Annotated in this window: 18 protein-coding genes and 6 tRNA genes; 2 read left to right on the forward strand and 22 right to left on the reverse strand. The window is 50.8% G+C overall.

Going from position 1 to position 25533, the window contains the following annotated elements; genetic code table 11:
- Positions 1-48: 48 nt before the first annotated feature.
- The gene (locus BZG82_RS04165) at positions 49-1332 is read left to right on the forward strand and encodes an HlyC/CorC family transporter (protein WP_077479390.1); all 1284 of its coding nucleotides are present in this window, start codon (positions 49-51) and stop codon (positions 1330-1332) included.
- 88 nt (positions 1333-1420) lie between these two features.
- Here the strand turns inward: BZG82_RS04165 and BZG82_RS04170 are convergent, their stop codons facing one another.
- The 22 genes from BZG82_RS04170 to BZG82_RS04275 all read right to left on the reverse strand — a co-directional run bounded on the left by BZG82_RS04170 (position 1421) and on the right by BZG82_RS04275 (position 22793).
- Complete coding sequence (locus BZG82_RS04170; RefSeq protein WP_077765230.1) at positions 1421-4000, reverse strand: LuxQ periplasmic sensor domain-containing protein; 2580 nt, start codon at positions 3998-4000, stop codon at positions 1421-1423.
- A gap of 6 nt (positions 4001-4006) precedes the next feature.
- Positions 4007-5053, reverse strand: coding sequence for a substrate-binding domain-containing protein (locus BZG82_RS04175; RefSeq protein WP_077765256.1), 1047 nt, complete (start codon positions 5051-5053; stop codon positions 4007-4009).
- Positions 5054-5414: 361 nt separating this feature from the next.
- On the reverse strand, positions 5415-5933 hold the full coding sequence (gene luxS / locus BZG82_RS04180; protein WP_077479392.1) for an S-ribosylhomocysteine lyase: 519 nt from the start codon (positions 5931-5933) through the stop codon (positions 5415-5417).
- A gap of 30 nt (positions 5934-5963) precedes the next feature.
- Positions 5964-6572 carry a transglycosylase SLT domain-containing protein gene (locus BZG82_RS04185; RefSeq protein WP_415752737.1) on the reverse strand — a complete coding sequence of 203 codons (609 nt, stop codon included), beginning with the start codon at positions 6570-6572 and terminating at the stop codon, positions 5964-5966.
- A gap of 17 nt (positions 6573-6589) precedes the next feature.
- Entirely contained in the window at positions 6590-8167 is a 1578-nt protein-coding gene (gene gshA / locus BZG82_RS04190) for a glutamate--cysteine ligase (protein WP_077479394.1), read from the reverse strand.
- A 97-nt stretch (positions 8168-8264) separates the two neighbouring features.
- On the reverse strand, positions 8265-11111 hold the full coding sequence (locus BZG82_RS04195) for a M16 family metallopeptidase (RefSeq protein ID WP_077765231.1): 2847 nt from the start codon (positions 11109-11111) through the stop codon (positions 8265-8267).
- A gap of 11 nt (positions 11112-11122) precedes the next feature.
- On the reverse strand, positions 11123-11545 hold the full coding sequence (locus BZG82_RS04200) for a YqaA family protein (RefSeq protein WP_077479396.1): 423 nt from the start codon (positions 11543-11545) through the stop codon (positions 11123-11125).
- Between the two features lie 64 nt (positions 11546-11609).
- A complete protein-coding gene (locus tag BZG82_RS04205; RefSeq protein WP_077765232.1) occupies positions 11610-12566 on the reverse strand; it encodes an NADP-dependent oxidoreductase in 957 nt (318 codons plus the stop codon).
- 170 nt (positions 12567-12736) lie between these two features.
- On the reverse strand, positions 12737-13867 hold the full coding sequence (locus BZG82_RS04210) for a sodium ion-translocating decarboxylase subunit beta (RefSeq protein WP_077765233.1): 1131 nt from the start codon (positions 13865-13867) through the stop codon (positions 12737-12739).
- Positions 13868-13876: 9 nt separating this feature from the next.
- The gene (gene oadA, locus BZG82_RS04215; RefSeq protein ID WP_077663000.1) at positions 13877-15661 is read right to left on the reverse strand and encodes a sodium-extruding oxaloacetate decarboxylase subunit alpha; all 1785 of its coding nucleotides are present in this window, start codon (positions 15659-15661) and stop codon (positions 13877-13879) included.
- A 32-nt stretch (positions 15662-15693) separates the two neighbouring features.
- Positions 15694-15939 carry an OadG family protein gene (locus BZG82_RS04220; RefSeq protein WP_077765234.1) on the reverse strand — a complete coding sequence of 82 codons (246 nt, stop codon included), beginning with the start codon at positions 15937-15939 and terminating at the stop codon, positions 15694-15696.
- A 533-nt stretch (positions 15940-16472) separates the two neighbouring features.
- Positions 16473-16549 (reverse strand) — tRNA-Arg (locus BZG82_RS04225).
- 25 nt (positions 16550-16574) lie between these two features.
- A tRNA-Arg gene (locus tag BZG82_RS04230) sits at positions 16575-16651 on the reverse strand.
- 55 nt (positions 16652-16706) lie between these two features.
- A tRNA-Arg gene (locus BZG82_RS04235) sits at positions 16707-16783 on the reverse strand.
- Positions 16784-16815: 32 nt separating this feature from the next.
- Positions 16816-16908: transfer RNA gene (locus tag BZG82_RS04240), tRNA-Ser, on the reverse strand.
- A 9-nt stretch (positions 16909-16917) separates the two neighbouring features.
- Positions 16918-16994 (reverse strand) — tRNA-Arg (locus tag BZG82_RS04245).
- A 24-nt stretch (positions 16995-17018) separates the two neighbouring features.
- A tRNA-Ser gene (locus tag BZG82_RS04250) sits at positions 17019-17111 on the reverse strand.
- Between the two features lie 200 nt (positions 17112-17311).
- Positions 17312-17509: a carbon storage regulator CsrA gene (gene csrA, locus BZG82_RS04255; protein WP_069591103.1), complete on the reverse strand. Its 198-nt coding sequence runs from the start codon at positions 17507-17509 to the stop codon at positions 17312-17314.
- A gap of 443 nt (positions 17510-17952) precedes the next feature.
- Positions 17953-20535: an alanine--tRNA ligase gene (gene alaS, locus BZG82_RS04260; RefSeq protein WP_077765235.1), complete on the reverse strand. Its 2583-nt coding sequence runs from the start codon at positions 20533-20535 to the stop codon at positions 17953-17955.
- Between the two features lie 146 nt (positions 20536-20681).
- Positions 20682-21131: a regulatory protein RecX gene (locus BZG82_RS04265; protein WP_232112028.1), complete on the reverse strand. Its 450-nt coding sequence runs from the start codon at positions 21129-21131 to the stop codon at positions 20682-20684.
- Positions 21131-22177, reverse strand: coding sequence for a recombinase RecA (recA, locus tag BZG82_RS04270; protein WP_069591106.1), 1047 nt, complete (start codon positions 22175-22177; stop codon positions 21131-21133). Before recA ends, BZG82_RS04265 begins: the two co-directional genes overlap by 1 nt.
- Before the next feature lie 133 nt (positions 22178-22310).
- The gene (locus BZG82_RS04275; protein ID WP_077765236.1) at positions 22311-22793 is read right to left on the reverse strand and encodes a CinA family protein; all 483 of its coding nucleotides are present in this window, start codon (positions 22791-22793) and stop codon (positions 22311-22313) included.
- Positions 22794-22934: 141 nt separating this feature from the next.
- Here BZG82_RS04275 and mutS point away from each other — a divergent pair, with 141 nt between their 5' ends.
- Positions 22935-25481, forward strand: a complete 2547-nt coding sequence (gene mutS / locus BZG82_RS04280; protein WP_198928534.1) for a DNA mismatch repair protein MutS — start codon at positions 22935-22937, stop codon at positions 25479-25481.
- Positions 25482-25533 lie beyond the last annotated feature (52 nt).

Below are 25533 nucleotides of genomic sequence, written 5' to 3' on the forward strand. Positions count from 1 at the left end.
CTCTCGAGCAGACGCTCACATTTTAAAACAAACGTAAGGAACAGTTCGTTGGACGACATATCGACGGGAATATTAATTTCCTTCTTGGTATTGCTTATCGTCATTTCCGGGTATTTTTCCGGCTCTGAGACAGGCATGATGGCACTGAATCGATATCGATTACGCCACCTTTCTAAACAGGGCCACACCGGTGCCAAGCGCGTTGAAAAGTTGCTAGCACGCCCGGATCGCTTGATTGGACTCATTCTAATCGGCAATAACCTCGTCAATATTCTTGCCTCTTCTATTGCGACTGTCTTAGGGCTACGCCTTTATGGTGATGCCGGCATTGCGATTGCGACCGGTGTCCTGACGATGGTGATTTTGGTGTTTGCAGAAGTGACACCGAAAACCTTGGCAGCCTTATACCCTGAGCGCGTTTCCTTTCTCAGCAGCTTTGTACTCACCATCTTAATGAAGGTGTTTTACCCGGTTGTAAGCTTGGTGAACTTCATTACTAACGGCTTTCTACGCTTACTTGGCTTAGGCGTGAAAAGTGATGGGAAAGACAATTTAAGTACCGAGGAGTTGCGTACCATCGTTAATGAGGCTGGCAGTTTAATCCCTCGTCGTCACCAGCATATGCTGATCTCGATCTTAGAGCTCGAAGAGGTGACGGTAGACGACATTATGGTGCCCCGTAACGAAATCACAGGGATCAATGTCAACGATGACTGGAAGTCCATTATGCGCCAGCTTACCCATGCGCCACATGGCCGTATGGTGCTGTATCGTGACACCATCGACGAAGTAGTCGGCATGTTACGGGTACGAGAAGCGTACCGCTTGATGGTCGAGAAAAACGAATTCAATAAAGAGACCTTGTTGCGCGCTGCAGATGAAGTGTACTTCATACCGGAAGGCACCCCGCTCAACGTACAGATGCTGAAGTTCCAGCGTAACAAGCAACGCATTGGTCTGATTGTGGATGAGTACGGCGATATTATCGGTTTGGTGACCTTAGAAGACATTCTCGAAGAGATCGTGGGGGAATTTACCACCTCACTCTCGCCAAGCTTAGCCGAAGAAATCACTCCGCTGACAGATGGCGGTTACCTGATTGAGGGTAGCGCCAATATCCGTGATTTGAATAAGAGCCTGAACTGGGATCTCCCTACCGACGGCCCCCGCACATTGAACGGTTTGATCTTGGAGCACTTGGAGGATATTCCTAATAGCCGCCTAAGCGTGGAAATTGACGGCCACCTCATTGAAATCGTCGATGTTGCCGAGAATATGATCAAACAAGTTAAAGTGCTGCCAATCCAAAAGCAGAAAGTCACCACCGAGTAGAACAGAATGCGCCGTTAAGTTTTCTAACGTTAGAACTACTTAACGGCTCTGCCTTTTTCCCGTTATATTGACCTTATACGCAAACCTCTCACTGATCAGCGGGGCTCTGCTCTACCATTGCTTGGTGCTCAGTTTGGTAATAACGCAACGCTTCAACAAAGCTGTCTTCTTTGATGGGTTTGACAATCACATAATTTGCCCCGGCCTCATAAAAGGCTTCATGCACACTGCCATATGCATCGGCAGTACACGCATAAACCGGCACATTAAGCCCTAGATCTTGGCGAATAGCCTTAGTGGCATCAATGCCACCCAAATTGGGCATTTGGTTATCCATCAACACAAGATCATAGGTGCTTTCGCGTAAAGATGTAAGTGCTTGCTCACCATCTTTTACCCAATCCACGCTGATGTCGTGTTTTTTGCAGAACGCTTGTGCCACCATCGCATTAATCTTGTTATCTTCCACTAACAGCACGCGCTGAATGCCCGCCTGTTTGGCGTCAAACACGGTGCTTTCCACCATGGTTTTAGGTTTATTATCTACATGTTCGACTGGCACCGTCAGCGTAAAGCAGCTGCCTTTCTCCGCTTCACTGGACACCTCAATCGTACCGCCGAGTAAGTCGAGCAGGCTCTTGACGATGGAAAGCCCCAATCCACTGCCGCCGTATTTGCGCGTCACACTTGAGTCAGCTTGAACGAAAGGATCGAATAAGGTGTCGAGTGCGTCTGCACTCATGCCCACCCCTGAATCTTGCACTTTTATAATCAAGCGGTGCTGAGCCCCCTCCATTGGGGTAAGTTTGACTTCAAGCGCCACATTACCCTGATGGGTAAACTTCACCGCGTTACTCATCAAGTTAAACAGTATTTGGGTCAAGCGTGATTGATCAGAGCGTATCACGGTGTCGTCTGCTAGGTTAGACTCAATAATCAGTCCAATACGCTTACTTTCGCATAGCGGCGTATAGATGTTTTCTACCGTACTGATGATATCGTGCAAATAAAAATCACCGTACTCGATGGTCATCTTACCTTGCTCAATTTTGGACAGGTCCAAAATATCATTCAGAACAGTCAGTAAGTGCTCACCACTTTGGTACAAACTTCCCAATAGCTCGCTCTGCGCTTTATCTTCCACTTTATCGCTGAGTATTTGGGTAATGCCCAGAATGCCATTGAGCGGTGTCCGGATCTCATGGCTCATCTTAGCGAGGAATTCTGATTTTGCTCGGGCGGAGGCTTCTGCCGCTTCTTTGGCACGTTGACTTTGCTGCTCTGCTTCAATCAACGACGTAATTTCCTGCCCTTGCCCGATGACAGCTTTGACTTGGTTATCGACCATCAAAGGGGCAAGGTTCCAACGATACACGCGGTTATTGATATGGATATTGACGCCTTTAAGAATGGTACCATCGACGGCACGCTTGAGATACGGCGAGATAGCGCGCATAAACTGCATGTACATCCAGCTCGTTTGCTGCGCATCGGCATCATAATTCAGTTTTAATTTGGCCGCCGGGTTAATCCGCGTGATGGCAAAGTCGGTATCCCAAACAATAATGGGTGAAAGCGCATAATCAAACAAATCCTGCAATGACCGCTCTTTTTCGTAAAGGGCATCAAATGTCGATTCGAGTGTCTGACCGATGTGATCAAACTCTTCAATATCAGAGCCCGCAAAAGGCAAGGTTCGCTGGCGTGAGGTCGCGCCCAAGGTATAACGCATCAACTTATCGAGTGAGCCAGCAATACGGGTTTTTACAAACCGGTTGACCCAAATAGCCGCCACTAAAATCACTAACGTGGTAAGTAAAAGGTTGATCCCCATTTGACGCTGTAACGCGAGTACATTGTCATTGCGTTGCGCCGACAGTACGGCGATGTTTGAGTTTTCCCCTTCAATACGCAAATTAGCGTGACTGATAAGATAGTTGCGAAACGCTTGGCTACTCCCCTTAGTGGGTAAGGTGAGTTCGTTAGCGAAATTATCATCCCCGGTCAGTGTGGAAGCGAGCGTTAACTCTTTAACCGATAGCCAAACGGCTTGCGTACCACTGGCTCGCTGCAGACTTTTGGCAAAAGAAAAATTGCCATTGAGCATCACCGCAACATACAGGTAACCGCCCAACTTACCACTGGCTTGGAAAACGATCGGGGTTTTACGCATAAGCACATACCCCTGCTCCATCTCGGTAGTAATGGTGGTCAGTGTCCAGCGGTTGATATCTCGCAGCTGTGCGCGCAAGCGCTCAAGCCCTTTGTCATCAATGCCATGAAAAAGGCTACTGCCATCGTGCCATAGCAACTCGCCATCACGGGCAATAAATCGGAAATCAGGGGTATTGGCGGCATCTTGCTGCTCTTGCTCGATAAAATAGTCATCGAGAGCAATCCGATCGCCTCGTGCTACCAAGGCTTGCAATGTCATACTGGATGCATTGGTATTTTGGTGGATCTGCAGCGAGTCTAGGCGACTATCAAACACATTCTGTAACAGGCGTGACGTTTGTGTCAGCGTGCGCGTCACTTCCTGATTAATACCCGCCAACGTCAGCTGATAACTCTGGACATAAACGCCCACGGTCACAAACAAGAAAAACACTACGATAAGACGCGTGAGTAGCTGTGAAAGTGACAGTTTTTTGGAGCCTGACATGGTCATGATGCGCTAATCCGAGTATCTGAAAGCCTGCTTCTTGAGCACATTAATACGCTCAGGACTGTCCTCTTTCGTGACAATTTCAAATCGGCCTGAGTATACCACGGGCACAGGCTGATCCTGCAGATCGCGTTTAATCGCCTCAGCCATTGCCACACCTGTGTCATCATTCATTCGCATCACAGTAACGTCTAGGTCGCCACGTTGTAGGGCGTCAAGCTCTGCTGAACCGCCCCCCCAGCCATTGATCACGACCTCATGCCGATTCAATTCTTCAAGCGCATCAATTGCACCAAAGGCCACGTCCGTAGCGCATGCGTAAATAAAATCGAGGGCTGAGTTATTGTTTAATATTGCTTTAGCCGCTTCATAGCCTGACGCTTGGTCACCTTTGGTGTAGTAAGCGGACAACAGGTGATTGTGACTGTGGTTATTCATCGCATCGATGAATGTATCGCCACGCGCATCACTGACATAGCCTTGAGAAAAATACAGCACCGAATAAGAGGCGCCTTGCGGGTAACGGGTACTAAAATAGTCTGCTAACGCTAAGCTTCCTTCTTGGTGGTCAAAACCAACATAAAGAAATGGCTGATTACCCTGCCACGACTTAACTGGTGTGGTGATATTTTGCAGGATCAGCTTGGTTTTGTTTTGCGACAATACATGGTTAATAAATTTACGATGGCGAACACTGTTGAGAGTAAAAATCAGGTAGTCTGCACCGTCACGAAGTGCTGCGAACAAGGAAGCACTTTGCTCGCGAATATCGTTGTTGGGCCGTGTGGTCACTTGCTCCAATTCATACGGGATATTCAGCGCTTGCAGCCGGCGCTCTAAAGCGAGGATATTGCGCTGCCAGTAATCCGAAATCTGCTCTCCCGGCACGACGACTGAGATTTTAATCGTTTTAGGAGACGTCTTGAGCGGCTCCGGCTCTGCTTGCACTTGGCGATCAAGTTGCTCAGTCAGCGCATTTTGTTCAGGATGAAGGTCGAGGTATTCACTGTAAGACCAGTAATCATTAAGGGCAGCCAGCGCGCTAGGCGTCATCATCCAGATAATGACGCCACATATTGCACGAACAATATTGAGATGAGTGGGTTGCCACTTACTTAATTTCACGTTGGGTCTCACTACCTTATTACTTGCCAGATACCTATCAGCTTAGCGAATACCCGCACATTGCACAGCACCGAACTTCAGAAGCGTGCTTCATTAAGCAAAAAAGCTGCAATCGCGCATACCCCTTCACGTAATTTATCCAACAATTAAGACATTCGGGTTTTTATTCCCAATGGCGGTAGCTGGTGACATAGCAAAGAAAGAGGTCAATAGTATAAAAAACGCCACCGGACGGTGGCGCCTGAATGTCTACTTCTTCGTATTCAATGTCGTATCTATCTATGCAACGACCTTAATCCACACGTAAGGTTTGTAGCATCGACTCAGGTAGCGACAGATCATCGTTTTTATTCACGGTGATCCCAGCATCAATGATCGCACGTGCAATATCCTTCGCCTCAGAGAGAGAATGCATTGCATAGGTGCCGCATTGGTACTCATTCAGCTCTGGGATTTTATCTTGCGACGGTACCGTCAATACATCTTCCATCGCCGCTTCCCAAGCGCGTCCCACGTCGCTTTCTTTAGGTTCACCAATCAAGCTCATATAAAAGCCCGTCCGACATCCCATCGGGGAGATATCAATGATCTCAACATCCTTGCTATTTAAGTGCTTGCGCATAAAGCCTGCAAACAAGTGTTCCAACGTATGGATGCCTTTTTCCGTCAAGATCTCTTCATTGGGTCGGCAAAAGCGCAGATCGAACACGGTGATCGTATCACCACCGGGCGTTTTCATCGTTTTAGCCACGCGCACTGCAGGTGCATTCATACGGGTATGGTCGACCGTAAAACTATCCAATAACGGCATTTTGCCCTCCTTTTAATTCATCACTGTGGCTTAGAAAGGCCACCAGCTCAGATTGTCCTCTAAACGTTGCCGACAGCCTTTAAGCTGCCAGCCATAGTCCTTGGCTTGCTGCTCTACTTTTCGCGCGACGCGTTTGAGTCCGGGTTTGCGCTCAAAAGAGCCGCGCTGAAAACCGCCGCGTCCTTCATGGTAAGCCAAATATTGTCGGTACACATCCCATTTAGACACACCGAGTTGACGATAGGTTTCGTTGGTGTACCAACCAATAAATTGCAATGCATCATCGAAGTTGGTGCGCGAGCCGCCATTACCGGTTGCCTTTTGATAGTCCGACCATGCTGGGTCTTGCGCTTGTGCATACCCATAGGCACTACTCACACGTCCCCAAGGCAAAATGCCTAGGACATAATCGCGAGGCGGCAAAGCATCATGGACAAACGCACTCTCTTGTTTCACGAAGGCCATCGCGACTTGGATGGGTGTTCCCCACGCCTTTTCCATCTCCACCGCCGCTTCAAACCAATCTGGATTCTGATCAAAAATCGCACATAGGTTATTTGGATTATCCGGCGGGGGCGTTGCACAGCTAGACAGCAATAATACCGCCCCTAGTGCCGCGAAAATTCGCCTAAAACGCACCCAAGTCATCCTCCGATTTACCAGCTTTCTGCCATTGGCACATCTTTGAAATAGTCTTTCAAGAAGGCCTCAAAGCTGAGAGTGTCACTGGCTTCGACATCTTTTTGACGGGCGATACTGGCATCTGCTTCTTGCAAAAATTCCGCATCACTGTGGACACGATAGTCATCGCCTCTCAGCGCTGTCTTGTGCGCACTGGCTAACCCTAAGCCCACATTACCAATACCACCTTGGGCAATAATATCGGCTAGCAAGCGCCCAGAGAGGGTGAGTTCAGGGTTGTCAAAGCAAGCCATCATTTTATCGCAGACGGTTTCGTAGCGATTATCGCCCACCGCTCGGTCCATCACGACAGCCAATTGTTTGAGCTCAGCCATCACTTGCAAACCCCACTCCGCTTGTGAGCGCTGATGGCCGTTACATCCGGTAGTGAGTAATAAGCCTGGCTTACGTCCCTCAATCACGATCTTGTTCCAGTTCTCGCGCCAGCAGTTGAGCTCCGCATCCGTCATCGGGTCTGACGGTGAGAGCGCGCACCAACTTACAAACAGATCTAAGAAATGGATTTGGTCTTGTTCAATACCAACCGGACTGTAAGGGTTAACATCTAGCGAGCGCACTTCAATGTACTCGACACCGGCACGATCTAGCGCTTCTGTGGGCTTTTCACCACTTTTCGCATTGCGTTTCGGACGGATAGGCGCATAGAGTTCATTCTCTATCTGCAAGACATTGGTATTGAGCTGGCGATAGCTGTCACCATCACGGATCCCAAGTTTGGCAAACTCGTGAGAAGGGGTGCGAATCGCACTGCGCAGCCCTTCCAAATATTGCTCAAGGGTATTAAAGCCGATTCTTAGCTCGGCTTGTGCGTTGTTGGTATAGCCTAAATCACTGAGACGCAATGAGGTTGCATACGGCAAATAACAGGTGCCTGAGGGCAAATGCTCAAACGGCAACCGGGTCTGTGCATGCTTAATAAAAGTGCCACACAAGGCAGGTGACGCACCAAACAAGTACGGGATCATCCAACCGTGACGGTAGTAGTTACGGATAAGATCAAAATAGCCTTGCGTGACTTGGGCTTGCGTCACGGACTCCGTGTGGTAGAGATGCTGCCAAAACGTCTCTGGGAGGGAGATATTAAAATGCACCCCAGAAATCACTTGCATCACACTGCCATAGCGATGTTTGAGCCCTTGGCGATAAAGTGTTTTCATCCGCCCGATATTCGAGCTGCCATATTGTGCCAAGGTAATATCGTCTTCAGAGGCGACCACACATGGCATGGACATGGGCCATAGCTGCTCGTCACCCATTTGCTTGTAAGTAAAACGGTGAATGTCTTGCAGCTCATCGAGCATTCCGTTGACCGATGTATTGACGGGCGTAATAAATTCCAACAAAGACTCCGCAAAGTCCGTAGTGATCCATCGATGCGTTAGCGCTGAGCCAAGTGCATCTGGATGCGGCGTCTGTGCCAAGTGCCCGGTTGGCGTGATCCGTAAGGCTTCACGCTCCAGTCCTCGGCCAATCCCCTTTAATGCTTCTGGGTTTTGCGCCAAACGCGCTAACCGCTGGGTGAAATCAGTCAAAACGTTTCTCTTATCTTTGTGCTGCGTGACGGGTTAGGATAAACAAGCTATCACTCAAAAGCCATCACGCAGCGACATGTGTTTACTCGAAGCGGCGTTAGCGATACTCAAGCGTAAGCGGATTCACCGGCAAACCAAGCGCTTTGAGCTCTGGCGCAAGCTGTTCGGCATCTCCGACAACGATGATTTGATAGTCATTCGGATTAAACCAACGTCTCGCTGCCTGATTTAAGCGTTCAAGATCAATTGTCTGAATGATCGCTTGCTGCTCATCGCGGTAGTTGTCGGGCAAGCCAAATTCCTCAACATGGGCAATTAAACCTGCCTTTTCCCACGGGGTTTCATAGCTCAGCGCATCTTGTTGCCCGCTCGATTGGCGCAGGTAAGCGAGCTCTTGCGGTGTAAAACCATTTTCCGCCGCATTGGCCATTTCCTGCCAAAGCTGGTTGATTGCATCAACCGTCGCGTCCGCACGGACATCAGCATCAAACTCAATGGTGCCGAGTTGACGCCCACTGTACACACCGCCACCAGCGCCATAGGTATAGCCTTTATCTTGGCGCAGGTTCTGATTAATACGTGAGTTGAAGTTGCCGCCAAGGTTAAAGTTGGCCAGGCGTGTGATAAACATCTCGCCGGTCGCATCATAAGGCATACCGTGGCGCACCATACGGATACTGGTTTGCGGCGCTTTCGGTTTATCTACAAGCCAAATTTGTGGCTGTTTTTCATCCCGAGGAACCGCGCGGGCGATTTGAGGCTGCGAACGAGGCGCCTCTTGCCACGGTGTTATTTGGTTCGCCAACGTCACGGCTTGATCGCGTGACACATCCCCCACGACCACGAGCTGGCTGCCTTTCAATACATAGTGTTGGCGATAAAACGCACGTACATCATCGATGGTCAGTGCCTCAATATCTTCCATTACGCCACCTCGTGGTGACCGGAATACCGCGTCTTGGAACAAGAGCTCTCGAGTAGCTTGGTCTGCAAGCCAGCTGGCATCATCGGCACGCGAGGCCATCACTTCCAGCAGTTGCGCTTTTACCCGCGTGAAGTCTTGCTCGGAGAAGGTAGGCGCACTTAACGCTTTGTGAACGAGTTGCAGGGTTTCATCCACATGTTTTTTCAGCGCAGTAATCGTGATATAGGTTTCATGCTCATCGGCTTCAATACTCGCCTGACTCCCCAATTGCTTCAAAGCTTGGGTTAACTCCGCCGCGGTCATCCCCGCCCCACCTTCGGTGACCATTTGGGCAGTAAGGTTGGCGAGACCACGCTTGTCATTCGGCTCCATTAAGGTACCGGCAGGCAAGGTCATATATAGAGTGACAGTAGGGGTTTCGCGACTCTCCGTCCCAGCGAGATGAATGCCATTATCGAGGTCCGCACGATAAATCTTCGGCACGTTCACCGTCACACTACCGGACGCTGGAGGCACTTGGGTGCGATCGATATTTTCCGGCGTACGACGGGGGGGCAGCTTCTCTTGTGAAGGCGCGACGCTTTGCGCGTAGTCGGGGCGCTGATACACAAAGTTAGCTGGCTTCGCCACCAAATCCGTACGCTCGTAAGGCACGACACTCAGATACACGGCAGGCTTACCTTTCACCCAGCGGTGGAAACTTTCCATCACGTTTTCAGGGGTCACCGCCTCAAGACGCGCTAAACGTGCTTCTAAGCGATTAGCATCACCAAATAAACTGAAGTCGCTGGCCAACTGCTCGACTTTACCGTCCACACTTTGCAGCGCGAAAATGTCATCCGCTTCAGCCATGGTTTTGATGCGGGCAATACTTGCCTTCGATACCCCTTGTTGTTCAAAGGTCGCAAGCGCGTCCATCAACAGGGTTTCAACCTCAGCCAATGATTGCTGCTGGCCACCTACACCATAAAGTTCAAACGTACAAGCAAGCTCACCGCAACGGTGAGAAGCGCCCGCGCTCAACAGCTTACCTGACTGCACCAAGGACTGATAAAGCAGGCTATCACGATCTTGTCCAAGCACGCTGGCAAGGACGCCTAAGCGGGTACTGGTATCTGTGTCTGGCGTACCGGTTGGAAAGGTAATGACCAATACGGGTTGGGAGATTTGGTCTTCCAAGGTGACATAGCGGTCCGCCTCAAGCGTGACGGGTTGTGGTTCAGGGTCAGCCACTTCTGGGCCAGCAGGAATATCACCGAAGTATTTGTTCACCCAAGCCAGCGTTTGTTGTACATCAATATCTCCACCGATGGTCAAAGTGGCATTGTTTGGTCCGTACCAGCGTAGGAAAAATTGTTTCAAATCCCCCACATCGACGCGATCAAGATCCTCAACATAGCCAATCACAGGCCAAGAATAGGGGTGTCCTTCAGGATAAAGCGCTTGATTAATGGTTTCATTAACACGGCCATAGGGCGCATTATCGATACGATAAGCGCGTTCGTTTTTCACCGTATCACGCTGCACTTCAAATTTACGTTGTGAGACAGCTTCTAGCAAAAAGCCCATTCGGTCCGACTCAAGCCATAGCACGCGCTCTAACTCATTGGCGGGAACGGTTTGATAGTACTGAGTGGTATCGCGATCGGTCGAGCCATTGTTATACCCCCCTACTTCTTTGATCCGTTTGCCGTGATCATCCACATGCTTGGAGCCTTCGAACATCATGTGTTCAAAGAAGTGTGCAAAGCCCGATTTGCCCGGCGCTTCACGGGATGAACCGACGTGATAACGCATATCGACTTTCACCAAAGGATCGGAGTGGTCTTGATGCAACAGAACGGTCAGCCCGTTATCGAGACGAAACTCTTGATAAGGCACCTGTGCGCTGCCCTCAGGTGGCGACACGGTTTTGATCCAAGTAATACCTTCAGGGGTTGGCGTGGCTTTTGGGCCAAGTAACTGACACCCTGTCAGTGAGGCAAGAACAAAAAACGAGACAAGCAATAAACGTTGCATATGATAATTTCCTACCCGGCTACCCAATGATATGACAAGACAAGAATAAGGTAGCGCGCTGTTTTTGCAGAAAAAATAACTAGCCAGCACCAAGACTGGCGTAAACGTAGCCACCCGGCGACGACACACAGGGGATCACCAATGGCGGGCACCCAACTTAACAATAATGCGGCATAACCGTATCGCTTTAACCACGCCTGCGCGTGGCGATCCCAGCGCCGCTTGGGTTGATAGTCAGGTAACCAACGACCAATCGCATAGTTGGTCATACCGCCTAGCGTATTGCCCACACTGGCAATCGCAATAATGACGCTTTCGGGGTAGCTATGGTGATGAAGTAAATACACCATATTGGCTTCAGAGCCACCCGGGAGCAAGGTGGCACTGAGAAAGCTGGTTGCAAACAACATAACCAGCGATGACCAATCGCCCATTCGACCGCAGACTCCCCTATTGGTTCAGGCGTTTAGGCCCTGAATGACCACTCTTTTTATCCATTTATGCAGACGGCATTTCGAGGACGCGTTTACCACGCGTATGACCGTCTTCAAGGGCAATATGTGCTTGTGCAGCCTCCGCTAACGGATACACAGCCGCAATATCAATCCGTAAATCACCTTGGTCAAGCATGTCGAGTAGGCGCTGAGTTTGCCATGTATTGGGCTCCACCAGCATCCCAGTGGCTTTCAAGCCCCGTTCGGCCGCTGCTGAGGTAATCATATCGCGGGTATTGGTCGGCACGGTCACCACACGTCCGCCAGTGCGTAAACTGGCGAGCGCATCAATCCCAGTTTCTCCTCCAACCAGATCAATCAGCACATCAAATTCACCATGAGCCGTTGCCCAATGGGTTTGGTGATAATCAACCGGTTTTGCATCAAGCTGACGCAAGAAATCATGATTGGACGGCGACGCGGTCGCGTAAACATTCGCCCCAGTTCGAACCGCTAATTGCACCGCCAAGTGACCCACGCCACCGGCACCGGCCAAGATCAGTACTTTTTCGTCTACCCGTAATTGCGCGTGCTCGAGCGCTTGCCATGCAGTGAGGCCTGCTAGTGGTAAGGCAGCGGCATCCACCATAGGCACACTCGGTGGAACGGTCGAGAGTAATCCTGCGTCAGCTACTACGTACTGGCTATAACCGCCACCATCAGTGGGAAAGCCAATCATACCGGCAACGCGGTCGCCCACATCAAACTTGCTTTCGTTAGTGCCATTAGCCACCACAACACCCGCGACATCATACCCAGGCACCCAAGGCAATTTGTCTTGGTTATGCTCTGCGGCCCAGCCGAGGCCTGCACGCGTTTTTGCGTCAATCGGATTCACACCTGCCGCTTTTACCTGAATCAGCACTTGTTCTTCAGACGGAGACGGAATGGGACGATTAACGGCGGTTAACACCTCAGGTCCGCCAAATTGGGGGATCGCAAGAGATATATTGTTCGACATAAAGACTCCTTTCGCATGCCGTTGCCCGGTTGAGTCACCTGACTCATCGCTTCATAGCAACGCACTGCGTAATCGCAAAGCGTAAACCTCTAGTCTTAACAAAAACGGCGATAGACACAATGCCTACCGCCGTTTTCTTTTCGCCTTTTCTCGTCACAAGACAGGGCGCGTTATCCGACCAACGCCAACAAGATACCCGCAGCCACCGCAGAGCCCAACACACCGGCCACATTGGGCCCCATGGCATGCATTAACAAGAAGTTGTGAGGGTTGGCATCTAAACCAACTTTGTTGACAACCCTTGCCGCCATGGGCACTGCCGACACGCCTGCTGCGCCAATCAGCGGATTGATAGGATCGCGGCTTAAGCGGTTGAGCAGCTTTGCCATCAGCACGCCGGCGCCAGTCCCAATACTGAATGCCACAGCACCGAGTACCAAAATGCCTAACGTCTCAAACTGAAGAAACTTATCCGCTTCTAATTTAGAGCCCACCGCCAAGCCAAGGAAAATGGTGACAATGTTAATCAGCTCATTTTGCGCGGTGCCGGATAAACGGTCGACAACCCCACATTCTCGCATCAAGTTACCGAGGCAGAACATGCCGACCAGCGGTGTTGCCGACGGCAAGAACAAGATGGTCATCATTAATACCGCCAGCGGAAACAGCACTTTCTCAGTTTTCGACACATGGCGTAGCTGCTTCATCTCGATTTGACGCTCTTTTTCCGAGGTAAACAGCTTCATGATCGGAGGCTGAATAATCGGCACAAGCGCCATGTAACTGTAGGCGGCGACTGCAATGGCACCGAGCAAATCCGGCGACAGTTTGCTGGCGAGGAAGATTGCTGTCGGCCCATCCGCACCACCAATAATGGCAATCGAGGCGGCATCCTTGAGCGTAAATGCCATCCCGGGAACCAAGTTGAGCAAAATGGCACCAAACAAGGTAGCAAAAATGCCGAACTGTGCCGCCGCGCCCAATAGCAGCGTGCGCGGATTGGCAATCAGCGCGCCAAAATCGGTCATCGCGCCAACGCCCATAAAAATCAATAGCGGGAAGACGCCCGTATCGATGCCGACATGATAGACGTAATAGAGCAAGCCGCCCGGCTCGTTAAATCCGGCATTAGGAATGTTCGCCAGTATCGCCCCGAACCCGATGGGCAAAAGTAACAAAGGTTCAAACCCACGGCGAATGGCTAAAAAGAGCAACAAGCAACCGACGGCGATCATCACAAGCTGAGGCCATTGGAAGTTTGCCAAGCCCGTTTCTGACCACAAGATCATTAATCCTTCCATGTTGCCCTCTTACCCTAAGTGCAATAGCGGCATACCCACGGTCACCGCATCGCCTTCTTTTACTTGGACATCCTGAACTGTGCCTGCTTGCGCCGCTCGGACCTCGGTCTCCATTTTCATCGCTTCGAGCACAATCAATACATCCCCTTCTTGCACGTGCTCACCCGGCGATACCATCACTTTGAAGATGTTACCCGCTAAAGGAGCAGTGACGGGTTCGCCTTGTGGTTGAACGGCGCTAGGTTGAGAAGCTGATACCACTGGCGACGCGCTGGGCTGAATGTCCCCTAACGCGCCATCTGGACCTACATCTACGTTAAAGACTTGCCCATTCACACGCACGCTATAGGTTTCAATCTCGCCGCCTGACGTCGGCTTGGTGGCCACAGAGGCAGGCTCTGCTTCACCGGTTGGTGCAGGTTCAAAGGCATCGGGGTTACCGCGATTTTGTAAGAACTTCCATCCCACTTGCGGAAATAACGCGTAGGTTAAGACATCATCGATTTTGTCGTCTGCCAAAGATACGTTTTCGGCGTCGGCTTTTTCAATCAGAGCCTGCGTGAGCGCATCCAGCTCAGGCGCTAATTTATCTGCAGGGCGGCAAGTAATCGGCGCTTCACCATCCAGCACTTGGGCTTGCAGCTTCGCATTGACTGGTGCGGGCGCTTTTCCATATTCGCCTTTAAGTAGCGCCGCCGTTTCTTTGGTAATGCTCTTATAACGCTCGCCAGTCAGAACATTAATCACTGCTTGCGAGCCGACAATTTGGGAGGTAGGTGTGACCAATGGAATATAACCGAGATCTTCACGTACACGCGGGATCTCATCGAGTACCTCATCCAAGCGGTCGGCCGCTCCTTGCTCTTTAAGCTGGCCTTCCATATTGGTGAGCATGCCGCCCGGCACTTGCGCGATCAGAATACGTGAGTCGACGCCCTTGAGCTGCCCTTCAAACTGCGCATACTTTTTCCGTACCGTTCTAAAATAGGCAGCCACAGATTCCAGCTTATTGAGGTCGAGCTGCGTATCGCGCTCTGTGTTCTCCAGCATAGCCACCACGGTTTCCGTTGGCGTATGGCCATAGGTCTGGCTCATCGACGAAATCGCGGTATCTAACACATCGAGTCCTGCTTCAACGGCTTTTATGGCCGTTGCAGTTGATAAGCCAGTCGTGGCGTGACAGTGCAGCGATAAAGGGATATCACACGCCGATTTGATGCGACTCACCAGCTCATAGGCTTCATAGGGTTTGAGCAAGCCAGACATGTCTTTAATACACAGTGAATGACACCCTAAATCTTCCAATTGCTTGGCAAGATCTGTCCATGTATCCAAGGTATGAACAGGGCTTGTGGTATACGAGATCGTTCCTTGTGCATGTGCCCCGACTTCTACCGCGGCACCGACCGCCGCTTTGAAATTGCGCACATCATTCATGGCATCAAAAATACGGAATACATCCATCCCGTTGGCGTGCGCACGTTCGACAAATTTATGCACCACGTCATCGGCATAGTGGCGATATCCCAGCAAATTTTGCCCACGTAACAACATCTGCATTGGCGTGTTCGGCATCGCCTTTTTCAATTCGCGCAAGCGCACCCAAGGATCTTCCCCCAAGTAGCGAATACACGCGTCAAAGGTCGCTCCACCCCATGTTTCGAGTGACCAAAACCCAATTTGATCAAGCTCGGCGGCAATCGGCAACATATCGTCCAAACGCAGGCGCGTGGCAAACAACGACTGATGGGCATCACGAAGCACCACATCGGTAATAGCTAACGGCGTAGACATAACAAACTCCTTTTTTATATGTGCCTTACCACTCAACGCTGGCGTTGGCGATATTGCTGAACAGCGACAGTAATCGCAGCAATCACATCCGGGGATGTTCCCGGCTTAGCTTTAACGGGGGTAGACGTGACAGACGATACTGGCGTAGGCGGGGTAGGATCGCCAAAGCGAGCTAGCTGACGTACCAGAAAAATCAGAATTGAAAGAAATACGAACACCACTGACATGCCGGTGAGCATGAGCATCAGTGCCTGTTCTAAAAGCGGGCCCAGTTCCATGGTTATCGTCCTTGTCACCTATTCCCCTTTAACAATGATTTGATTCCTCACAGAGTTTAAAGGGGTATTTAATCGTTTGCGGTCAAAATACTAACTATTTGCATAAATGACAATCGATGTGTTGCGTTTTTGTTACCTGACAACGCACGTCATCACCGCGCTAGACGCGATAAGCTTCATATGACGTTTACGTAAAGGTAAATGCATATATTGCACATTTTACGGTGAGTACTGAGGGTCTATCAGAATTGCGAGCTTGTCTATGCAAGGGCTTCGATGCGGGAATCAAAATGATTGTGCTAATTTTGGAAAAAACCTTTTTCTTCTCCACAGCCAATCGCGTTTAGCGTCTGATAAAAGGAGAAAGCGTTAATGAACGCATCACAAGGATTGACCAGTAGGAAGGTCACATGAGCGAGAAAAACAGACTGAACGGTCGGTATTTACAACAACGATCGATGAGAGAATAACGCGAACTGCCGCAGTGGTGACAAGCAATAAGGAGAGATGGATTTGGGACTAAAGCAAAGAAATGGCGCGTCCGGGAGGATTCGAACCTCCGACCGCCTGGTTCGTAGCCAGGTACTCTATCCAGCTGAGCTACGGACGCGCTGACGGATTTGCATTATTGAAGATGGCGCGCTCGGGAGGATTCGAACCTCCGACCGCCTGGTTCGTAGCCAGGTACTCTATCCAGCTGAGCTACGAGCGCGTGTCTACAATCGGTTCATCCTGAACATCGTTTGCAAGTCTTCCGTGAAGGGTGATGGCGCGTCCGGGAGGATTCGAACCTCCGACCGCCTGGTTCGTAGCCAGGTACTCTATCCAGCTGAGCTACGGACGCACATCAGTTTTACAAGGCAGGCTTGTAAGTCATGGCGGTGAGGGAGGGATTCGAACCCTCGATACGGCTACAAACCGTATACTCCCTTAGCAGGGGAGCGCCTTCAGCCACTCGGCCACCTCACCACAAGTAAATGGCGCGTCCGGGAGGATTCGAACCTCCGACCGCCTGGTTCGTAGCCAGGTACTCTATCCAGCTGAGCTACGGACGCACATCTATCTTGCTTGCAGCAACATGGCGGTGAGGGAGGGATTCGAACCCTCGATACGGCTACAAACCGTATACTCCCTTAGCAGGGGAGCGCCTTCAGCCACTCGGCCACCTCACCGTCGCTGCGGGGGCACATATTACTTTGAGCCACAAATATGTCAAACACTTTTCGGGCAAAAATCGCTTAGCCCCAAACAAATGGACAATTATCACCCAAAGGTCGGCTTTTTTGTTGGTTTATTGGTCGTTTAGACGTAGTTATGCTGCAACTTTCTGGCATAAAAAAGGCCGACCTAGGTCGACCTTTTCTGCACTCAATTAGTAGTCGTTCTGACCACCGGCTGGGGTGCCTTTCTCTGCTTGTATACGCATGTAAATTTCTTCACGGTGTACAGAGACTTCTTTTGGTGCGTTCACACCGATGCGAACTTGGTTCCCTTTCACACCCAAGACGGTGACGGTGACTTCATCACCAATCATCAAAGTTTCGCCAACACGGCGAGTCAAAATCAGCATTCTTCTACTCCTTGAGTATCAATCTTTTACTTATTCAATCAGTGTCTGAGCCAGATAACCCGCCTGCGTACCGGCCCGGTATCTGTGATCGTATGACCATTTCCCTGCTCGTGATGCTAATGCGACGGTTAAATAAACGCCGCAACACACACTATGGCTGAATTATCAGGCCATATCCAGAAAAGGGCAGAGAAATTTACTGTTTTATCATCATGCCGTTAGCGATGTTAGCGCTTGACCTGAGATAACAGTGTAAGAGAAATCTGTGTTGCACTGGTTGGCAAGGACGTAAAACCTAAGCCATATCACGTCTTCTCGCCAGCGCATTGCCTAAGGCGTTGCACTATACAGAATCAAAAAAAAAGTGCAATTATTAATCTAGATCACAAAAAAGGGCCGCCTATGGCGACCCTCTTGACTTTAACACTTAGCTGTGATCTCGATTAGAGGCGCTCTGCCAGCCATGCATCGACAGATTGAATCGCTTGCGGTAATGCAGCCACATCACTGCCGCCCGCTTGCGCCATATCTGGGCGACCACCACCTTTGCCGCCGACTTGTTGCGCGACAAGGTTGACTAACTCACCGGCTTTAACTTTGCCAGTCAGATCTTTGGTCACACCGGCAATCAGACCGACTTTACCATCGGCAACGTTACCGAGCAGAACAATCCCGCTACCCATCTGGTTTTTCAAGTCGTCAACCATGCTACGCAGCGCTTTGTTATCTGCGCCATCGAGCTGGCTCACAAGCACTTTAACACCGTTAAGTTCTCGGACTTGATTGATAAGCCCGGCACTCTCTTGCGCCGCCAGTTTTTGCTTAAGCTGCTGAATTTGCTTCTCAAGCGCCTTGGCTTTGCCGTGTGCATCGTCAAGCTTGGCTTCATAGTCAGCTTGTTGCTGATACACATGCTCAATCGCATCTTGTCCGGTGATCGCTTCAATGCGGCGTATACCCGCAGCAATGCCACCCTCAGAGGTGATCTTAAACAGGCCAATATCACCGGTACGGTTTGCGTGCGTACCGCCACATAGCTCGATGGAGAAGTCACCCATGGTCAGCACGCGTACTTTGTCATCGTACTTTTCGCCAAACAGAGCCATCGCCCCTTTTTGTTTGGCCGCATCGATATTCATCACATCAGTTTGCACGCTGTGGTTGGCGCGGATTTGCTCATTGACGATTCGCTCAACCGCTTTTAATTCGTCGTGACTGACCGCTTCTAGGTGCGAGAAGTCAAAACGCAATCCGTCTGGGCGAACCAACGAGCCTTTCTGTGCCACATGCTCACCTAAGACTTGACGCAGGGCTGCGTGAAGTAAGTGAGTGGCAGAGTGGTTAAGTGCAATAGCTTGACGACGCGCGGCATCAACCTGCGCCTTCGCTGTGCTACCGACAAGCAGTTGCCCTTCTACTAAACTGCCGTAGTGCGCAATGGCCTGACCAACTTTTTGCGTATCTGTCACTGCAAAGCGGCCTTGCTCGGTAATCAGCACACCCGCGTCACCACATTGACCACCCGCTTCGGCATAGAAAGGGGTATGGTCGAGAATCACAACCGCATGATCACCCGATGCGAGCGTCTCAACAGAGGCACCATCGACAAAAATCTCGGTAATGCTTCCTTCGCCCTCTGTGCCAGTGTAACCGCAGAAGTCTGAACCATGCTCCACTTTGATGGCTTGGTTGTAATCAGTACCGAACTGACCCGCCTCGCGCGCACGCTGGCGCTGTGCTTCCATCGCCGCTTCAAACCCGTCTTCATCGATGCGATAGCCACGCTCACGGGCAACATCGTTGGTTAAATCAGCCGGGAAGCCATAGGTATCGTAAAGCTTAAAGACGGTTTCGCCGTCTAGCACATCCCCTTGCACTTTATCCAAGGCTTCTTCCAGCATGACCATGCCACGCTCAAGGGTGCGACCGAAGTTTTCTTCTTCGATTTTAAGTACTTTTTCGACCATGGTTTGCTGCTCACGCAGCGCTTCACCAGCCGTGCCCATAATCGCCGCCAAGGGGCCAACGAGCTTGTAGAAGAAGGCACCTTTTGCGCCCAGTTTGTTACCGTGGCGCACCGCACGACGAATGATGCGACGCAACACGTAACCGCGGCCTTCATTGGATGGCATCACGCCATCAACAATCAGATACGCGCACGAACGGATGTGGTCTGCCACCACTCGCAGCGATTGGTTACCCAAATCGTCGACACCAATGTTGTCAGCCACTTGTTTGATCAGTTGCTGGAACACATCAATTTCGTAGTTGGAATGAACGTTTTGCTTGATGGCCGCAATACGCTCGATACCCATACCAGTATCAACCGATGGCTTCGGCAAGTTTTCCATGGTGCCGTCAGCTTGACGGTTAAACTGCATGAAAACGATATTCCAGATCTCGATAAAACGGTCACCGTCTTCTTCTGGAGAGCCTGGAGGTCCACCCCAAATATGGTCACCATGATCGTAGAAAATTTCAGAGCATGGGCCGCAAGGCCCAGTGTCACCCATTTGCCAGAAGTTGTCTGACTCGTAAGGCTTACCGCCCTCTTTATCACCAATGCGCACGATACGATCAGCCGGTACACCGATAGTGTTGTGCCAGATATCGAAAGCTTCATCGTCGGTTTTATAAACGGTGACTAGTAGCTTTTCAGTCGGCAGGCCAATCGTTTCGGTCAGAAATTCCCACGCGTACTGAATCGCGTCTTGTTTGAAATAATCGCCGAAGCTGAAATTACCTAGCATTTCAAAGAAGGTGTGATGACGTGCTGTAAAGCCGACATTTTCTAAGTCGTTGTGCTTACCGCCCGCTCGTACACAACGCTGCGCAGAGGTGGCGCGTGAGTAGTCACGTTTTTCGATCCCTAAAAAGGTATCTTTAAACTGGTTCATACCTGCGTTGGTGAACAAAAGCGTTGGATCATTGGCAGGCACGAGCGATGAGCTGGGCACAATCTGATGCCCTTTGCTTTCAAAGAACTTGAGAAACGCGGTGCGGATCTCATCAGTGCTCATATACATTGGCTAATCCTGATAATCGAGTGTTGCGTTAGCAACCGGTCGTGGTAATGACGCGATGGTAACATAATTTTATTTGCGCCATTGTAAACAACCGATCGCGTACGGAAAAGAGACAGTGCAGGATTCAGCGATAATTGATGAGGAATTTAGTCGTTGGAGAGCGCGTATTGGATTTGATCGAAGTTAAAGCCCCGTGATTGCAAAAAGCGCATCCGCTTGGCTTTGAGTTTTTGATCCGCCGGTGGGATCACACCATCAATATCGGCATATTTGCGCTGTGCAGTTTCTTTCGCCAAGGCAAACCAATCAATTTCAGCCGCTTGTTCTGCTTGAGAAAGTAACTCGCTATCGACCCCTTTACGCTTGGCATCTTGGCAGATGCGCAACCAGCCATGTTGTTTGCTGACCCCTTGGCGTAATAGGCTCGCCGCAAAACGGGCATCATCTAACCAACCACGCTCTAAGCAGGTTGCCAGGGTGCTTTCAATCGTTTCGCTATCAAAGTCACGCTGCTCAAGCTTTTGACGCAACTCTTGTACAGAATGATCGCGGCGGGCTAATAAGCCCACCGCAATCTCTTGGCACGATGACGACATTACAAATCGTCTTCTGTTTCTGCCTGCGCGTCAGCCTCTACCACTTCGTTATTCAATGCGGTTTGCAATAGCATTTCACGCAATGTGGTATCGAGCTCTTTCGCAATATGTGGATTTTCTTTGAGGTACTTACAGGCGTTAGCTTTACCTTGGCCAATTTTATCGCCTTTGTAGCTGTACCACGCACCCGCTTTCTCGACCAGCTTGTGCTTGACCCCAAGATCAATCAGTTCGCCATGCAGGTTAATGCCTTGGCCATAAAGAATTTGGAATTCAGCTTGCTTAAAGGGCGCCGCGACTTTGTTTTTCACCACTTTCACACGGGTGTCGTTACCGACCACTTCGTCGCCTTCTTTGATCGCACCAATACGGCGAATGTCTAGGCGCACCGATGCATAGAATTTCAGTGCGTTACCACCAGTGGTGGTTTCGGGGTTACCGAACATCACACCAATCTTCATCCGGATTTGGTTGATGAATACCATCAAGGTGTTGCTGTTTTTGATGTTAGCGGTCAACTTACGCATCGCTTGTGACAGCATGCGTGCCTGAAGGCCCATGTGAGAATCACCCATCTCACCTTCAATTTCCGCTTTTGGTGTCAACGCCGCTACCGAGTCAATCACGATCATATCGACAGCACCGGAGCGGGTCAGTGCATCAGCAATTTCTAGCGCTTGCTCACCTGTGTCTGGCTGTGACACCAAAAGGTTATCAATATCGACACCTAACTTACGGGCGTAAACAGGGTCTAGTGCGTGCTCGGCATCGATAAACGCACAGGTTTTGCCCATTTTTTGGGCTTCGGCAATCGCTTGTAGGGTCAGGGTTGTTTTACCCGATGATTCCGGACCATAAATTTCAACAATACGGCCAAATGGCAATCCCCCCGCCCCTAGCGCAATATCCAGAGACAATGAGCCGGTCGATACGGTTTCGATGTCCATGGTACGGTCATCGCCAAGGCGCATAATAGAGCCTTTACCAAATTGCTTTTCGATTTGTCCAAGCGCAGCGGCAAGCGCCTTTTCTTTGTTATCGTCCATTTCAGTCTCCAAGAAATAAAACTCAATCTATGCGACGAGAAAGCTGTCGTTAATGCGGTCAAGTATACTGTCCATTTATACAGTGTCTAGAGCTGATCAGAAAAAATCTGATGTGTCCCACAACCCAAACGCGTCACTGTAGCCGATTTAAAACATGACCAAGTGCGTGCGCAATGGTTTGCTCGCGCACTTGACGGCGGTGGCCATCAAAGTGACAGACTTCGGTCTCGGTTTCATCCTCTCGCCATGCCCACGCAAACCAGACGGTACCTACTGGCTTTTCTTCACTGCCTCCTGATGGCCCGGCCACGCCACTGACGGCAATCGAAACATCTGCGTTTGCACGCTCACGCGCGCCCTCAGCCATTGCCATCACCACAGGTTCACTCACTGCGCCATACTGCTCGAGCGCCATATCAGGTACCTTCACCAAACGCTGCTTCGCGTCATTGCTGTAAGTCACGAAGGCTTGATGGAACCATTGTGAACTACCCGCAACATCCGTCAGGCAATAGGCGATTCCCCCACCCGTGCATGACTCAGCGGTGGTGATGGTCAATTGTGCATCAGCCAGTACATCACCTAGCTGCTTTGCCAGTGAATATAAGTGGTCCACGCGTTTCTCCTTTTTCATGGCACCGAAATCCACATGACGTGGCTTTACCCTGTGCCCCGACATCACGTATTCTAAGCGGCCTTAACGTTCCATTTTGCAGGTCTAGTCGTGACAGTACAAGCGCTCGAAAAACACACGCCCATGATGCAACAGTATCTCAAGTTAAAAGCTCAGCACCCTGAGGAGCTGCTCTTTTACCGTATGGGAGATTTTTACGAACTCTTTTACGACGACGCTAAACGCGCCTCACAACTGCTTGATATCTCACTGACCAAGCGCGGTAGCTCAAATGGCGAGCCCATCCCAATGGCAGGCGTGCCTTACCATGCGGTAGAAGGATACCTTGCCAAGCTTGTCCAATTGGGTGAGCCCGTTGCCATTTGCGAGCAAATTGGCGATCCGGCAACCAGCAAAGGCCCTGTCGAGCGCCAAGTTGTGCGTATTGTCACACCCGGCACCGTCTCTGATGAGGCATTACTGAGCGAGCGAGTGGATAATTTGGTGGCCGCCATCATCGGCGATGATACTGGCTTTGGCTTTGCCACCTTAGATATTACGTCTGGCCGTTTTGTGTTGAGTGAACCACAAACGCTAGAACAAATGCAGGCAGAGTTGCAGCGTACCCAACCGGCCGAACTGCTCTATCCTGAGGATTTTGCCCACTCCGACCTGCTTTCGGTAAGCAAAGGCGCCCGCCGTCGCCCGATTTGGGAGTTTGACCTCGATACGGCACGTAGTCAGTTGACCGCCCAATTTGGCACCCGAGACCTGATTGGTTTTGGGGTGGAAGACTGTGCGCGCGGGCTCAGTGCCGCAGGCTGTTTGTTGCAATACGCCAAAGATACCCAGCGCACTGCCCTGCCTCATATTCGGGCGATTATCAAAGAACAACAAGACAGTGCGGTGGTGCTAGATGCTGCGACACGCCGCAACCTTGAGATCACCCAAAACCTTGCTGGCGGCCATGATAATACCTTGGCCGACGTGCTGGATCGTACCACCACCCCGATGGGAAGCCGCTTGCTTAAGCGTTGGCTACACCAACCGCTCCGCGACCGAAGGGTACTTAATCAACGATTGGATGCGATAGAGACATTGCTTGATACTGGGCTTTATGGCGACCTCGCCGCCGAGCTCAAACCCGTTGGCGATATCGAACGCGTATTGGCACGCTTGGCGATGCGCTCTGCTCGTCCGCGCGATATGGCCCGTCTACGCACTGCGCTTGCACAACTGCCGGCGATTCAGTCGCAGCTCAGTGAATTGAATCACCCTGCGTTTGCACACTATGCCAAAGCAACTCAGCCTATGCCTGAGCTTACAGATTTACTGACGCGTGCCATTGTCGATAACCCGCCGGTGGTAATTCGTGATGGTGGGGTCATCGCCCCCGGCTATCACGCTGAACTCGATGAATGGCGTGAGCTATCTGACGGCGCATCGCGCTACCTTGAAGAGCTAGAACAGCGCGAGCGTGAAAAGTACGGCATTGATACTTTAAAGGTCGGCTACAACCAAGTGCATGGCTTTTATATCCAGATTAGCCGCGCACAAAGCGATCGCGTCCCTGCGCATTACATTCGCCGTCAGACGCTTAAAAACGCGGAGCGCTATATCATTGCTGAGCTCAAAGAGCATGAAGACAAGGTGCTAAGCTCCAAGTCTACGGCTTTGGCGCTGGAAAAACGGTTGTGGGAAGAGCTGTTTGATTTATTGCTTCCTCACCTTGCTCAATTGCAGGGTGCGGCTGAAGCGTTATCCGCCCTCGATGTGCTGTGTAATCTCGCCGAGCGCGCTGACACGCTTAATTACCACCGCCCTCAACTCAGTGACCAAGCTGGTGTGGAGATTGAAGCAGGTCGCCATCCGGTCGTCGAGCAAGTGATGACAGACCCCTTCATTCCTAACCCGATCTCACTGAGCCCTGAACGGCGTATGCTGATCATTACCGGCCCTAACATGGGGGGTAAGTCGACCTACATGCGCCAAACCGCGTTGATTGCTTTGTTGGCCCATATTGGTGCGTATGTGCCTGCCGACAGTGCCGTCATTGGACCGGTCGATCGCATTTTCACCCGTATTGGTGCGTCTGACGATCTTGCCTCAGGACGCTCCACCTTTATGGTAGAAATGACAGAAACGGCCAATATTTTGCACAATGCAACCGCACACAGTTTAGTCTTGATGGATGAAATTGGCCGTGGCACCAGTACCTATGATGGCTTATCACTGGCATGGGCCAGTGCTGAATGGCTGGCCGAGAAGATTCAAGCTATGACGCTGTTTGCCACTCATTATTTTGAGCTCACCGAACTACCGGGGCAAATGGACGGCTTGGTGAATGTCCACCTGGACGCGGTAGAGCATGGTGATGAGATTGCCTTTATGCACGCCGTACAAGAAGGCGCGGCGAGTAAATCTTACGGGCTAGCGGTGGCAGGATTAGCTGGCGTCCCTAAACCGGTGATACGCCGAGCCAAGCATAAGTTGGCTCAGTTAGAACAAAGTGGTCAACAAAAAGTTACTGGCGACGCACCTAATAATCAGGTCATGCCGACGCAGCTTCCTTTGCTCCCTGAGCCCAGTGAGCTCGATCAGGCTGTTGACGCGCTCAATCCCGATGAGATGACGCCTCGTCAAGCGCTTGATGCACTCTATGCACTCAAAGCCCTCCAACAGTCTCGCTAATCATCCAATAACGCATTAAAAAGGACGGCACCTTGGCCGTCCTTTTTTGCTT

It is taken from the genome of Salinivibrio sp. PR5 (assembly GCF_001996085.1).
In the GTDB taxonomy this organism is placed as follows: domain Bacteria; phylum Pseudomonadota; class Gammaproteobacteria; order Enterobacterales; family Vibrionaceae; genus Salinivibrio; species Salinivibrio proteolyticus.

Excerpts from the sequence above, each read along its gene's own strand:
- BZG82_RS04170 (WP_077765230.1), bottom strand. The coding sequence starts at position 4,000 with ATGACCATGTCAGGCTCCAAAAAACTGTCACTTTCACAGCTACTCACG.
- BZG82_RS04175 (WP_077765256.1), bottom strand. The coding sequence starts at position 5,053 with ATGATGACGCCTAGCGCGCTGGCTGCCCTTAATGATTACTGGTCTTAC.
- luxS (WP_077479392.1), bottom strand. The coding sequence starts at position 5,933 with ATGCCGTTATTGGATAGTTTTACGGTCGACCATACCCGTATGAATGCA.
- BZG82_RS04195 (WP_077765231.1), bottom strand. The coding sequence starts at position 11,111 with ATGCAACGTTTATTGCTTGTCTCGTTTTTTGTTCTTGCCTCACTGACA.
- BZG82_RS04200 (WP_077479396.1), bottom strand. The coding sequence starts at position 11,545 with ATGGGCGATTGGTCATCGCTGGTTATGTTGTTTGCAACCAGCTTTCTC.
- BZG82_RS04205 (WP_077765232.1), bottom strand. The coding sequence starts at position 12,566 with ATGTCGAACAATATATCTCTTGCGATCCCCCAATTTGGCGGACCTGAG.
- BZG82_RS04210 (WP_077765233.1), bottom strand. The coding sequence starts at position 13,867 with ATGGAAGGATTAATGATCTTGTGGTCAGAAACGGGCTTGGCAAACTTC.
- oadA (WP_077663000.1), bottom strand. The coding sequence starts at position 15,661 with ATGTCTACGCCGTTAGCTATTACCGATGTGGTGCTTCGTGATGCCCAT.
- BZG82_RS04220 (WP_077765234.1), bottom strand. The coding sequence starts at position 15,939 with ATGGAACTGGGCCCGCTTTTAGAACAGGCACTGATGCTCATGCTCACC.
- csrA (WP_069591103.1), bottom strand. The coding sequence starts at position 17,509 with ATGCTGATTTTGACTCGCCGTGTTGGCGAAACTTTGATGATTGGTGAT.
- alaS (WP_077765235.1), bottom strand. The coding sequence starts at position 20,535 with ATGTATATGAGCACTGATGAGATCCGCACCGCGTTTCTCAAGTTCTTT.
- BZG82_RS04265 (WP_232112028.1), bottom strand. The coding sequence starts at position 21,131 with ATGTCGTCATCGTGCCAAGAGATTGCGGTGGGCTTATTAGCCCGCCGC.
- recA (WP_069591106.1), bottom strand. The coding sequence starts at position 22,177 with ATGGACGATAACAAAGAAAAGGCGCTTGCCGCTGCGCTTGGACAAATC.
- mutS (WP_198928534.1), top strand. The coding sequence starts at position 22,935 with ATGATGCAACAGTATCTCAAGTTAAAAGCTCAGCACCCTGAGGAGCTG.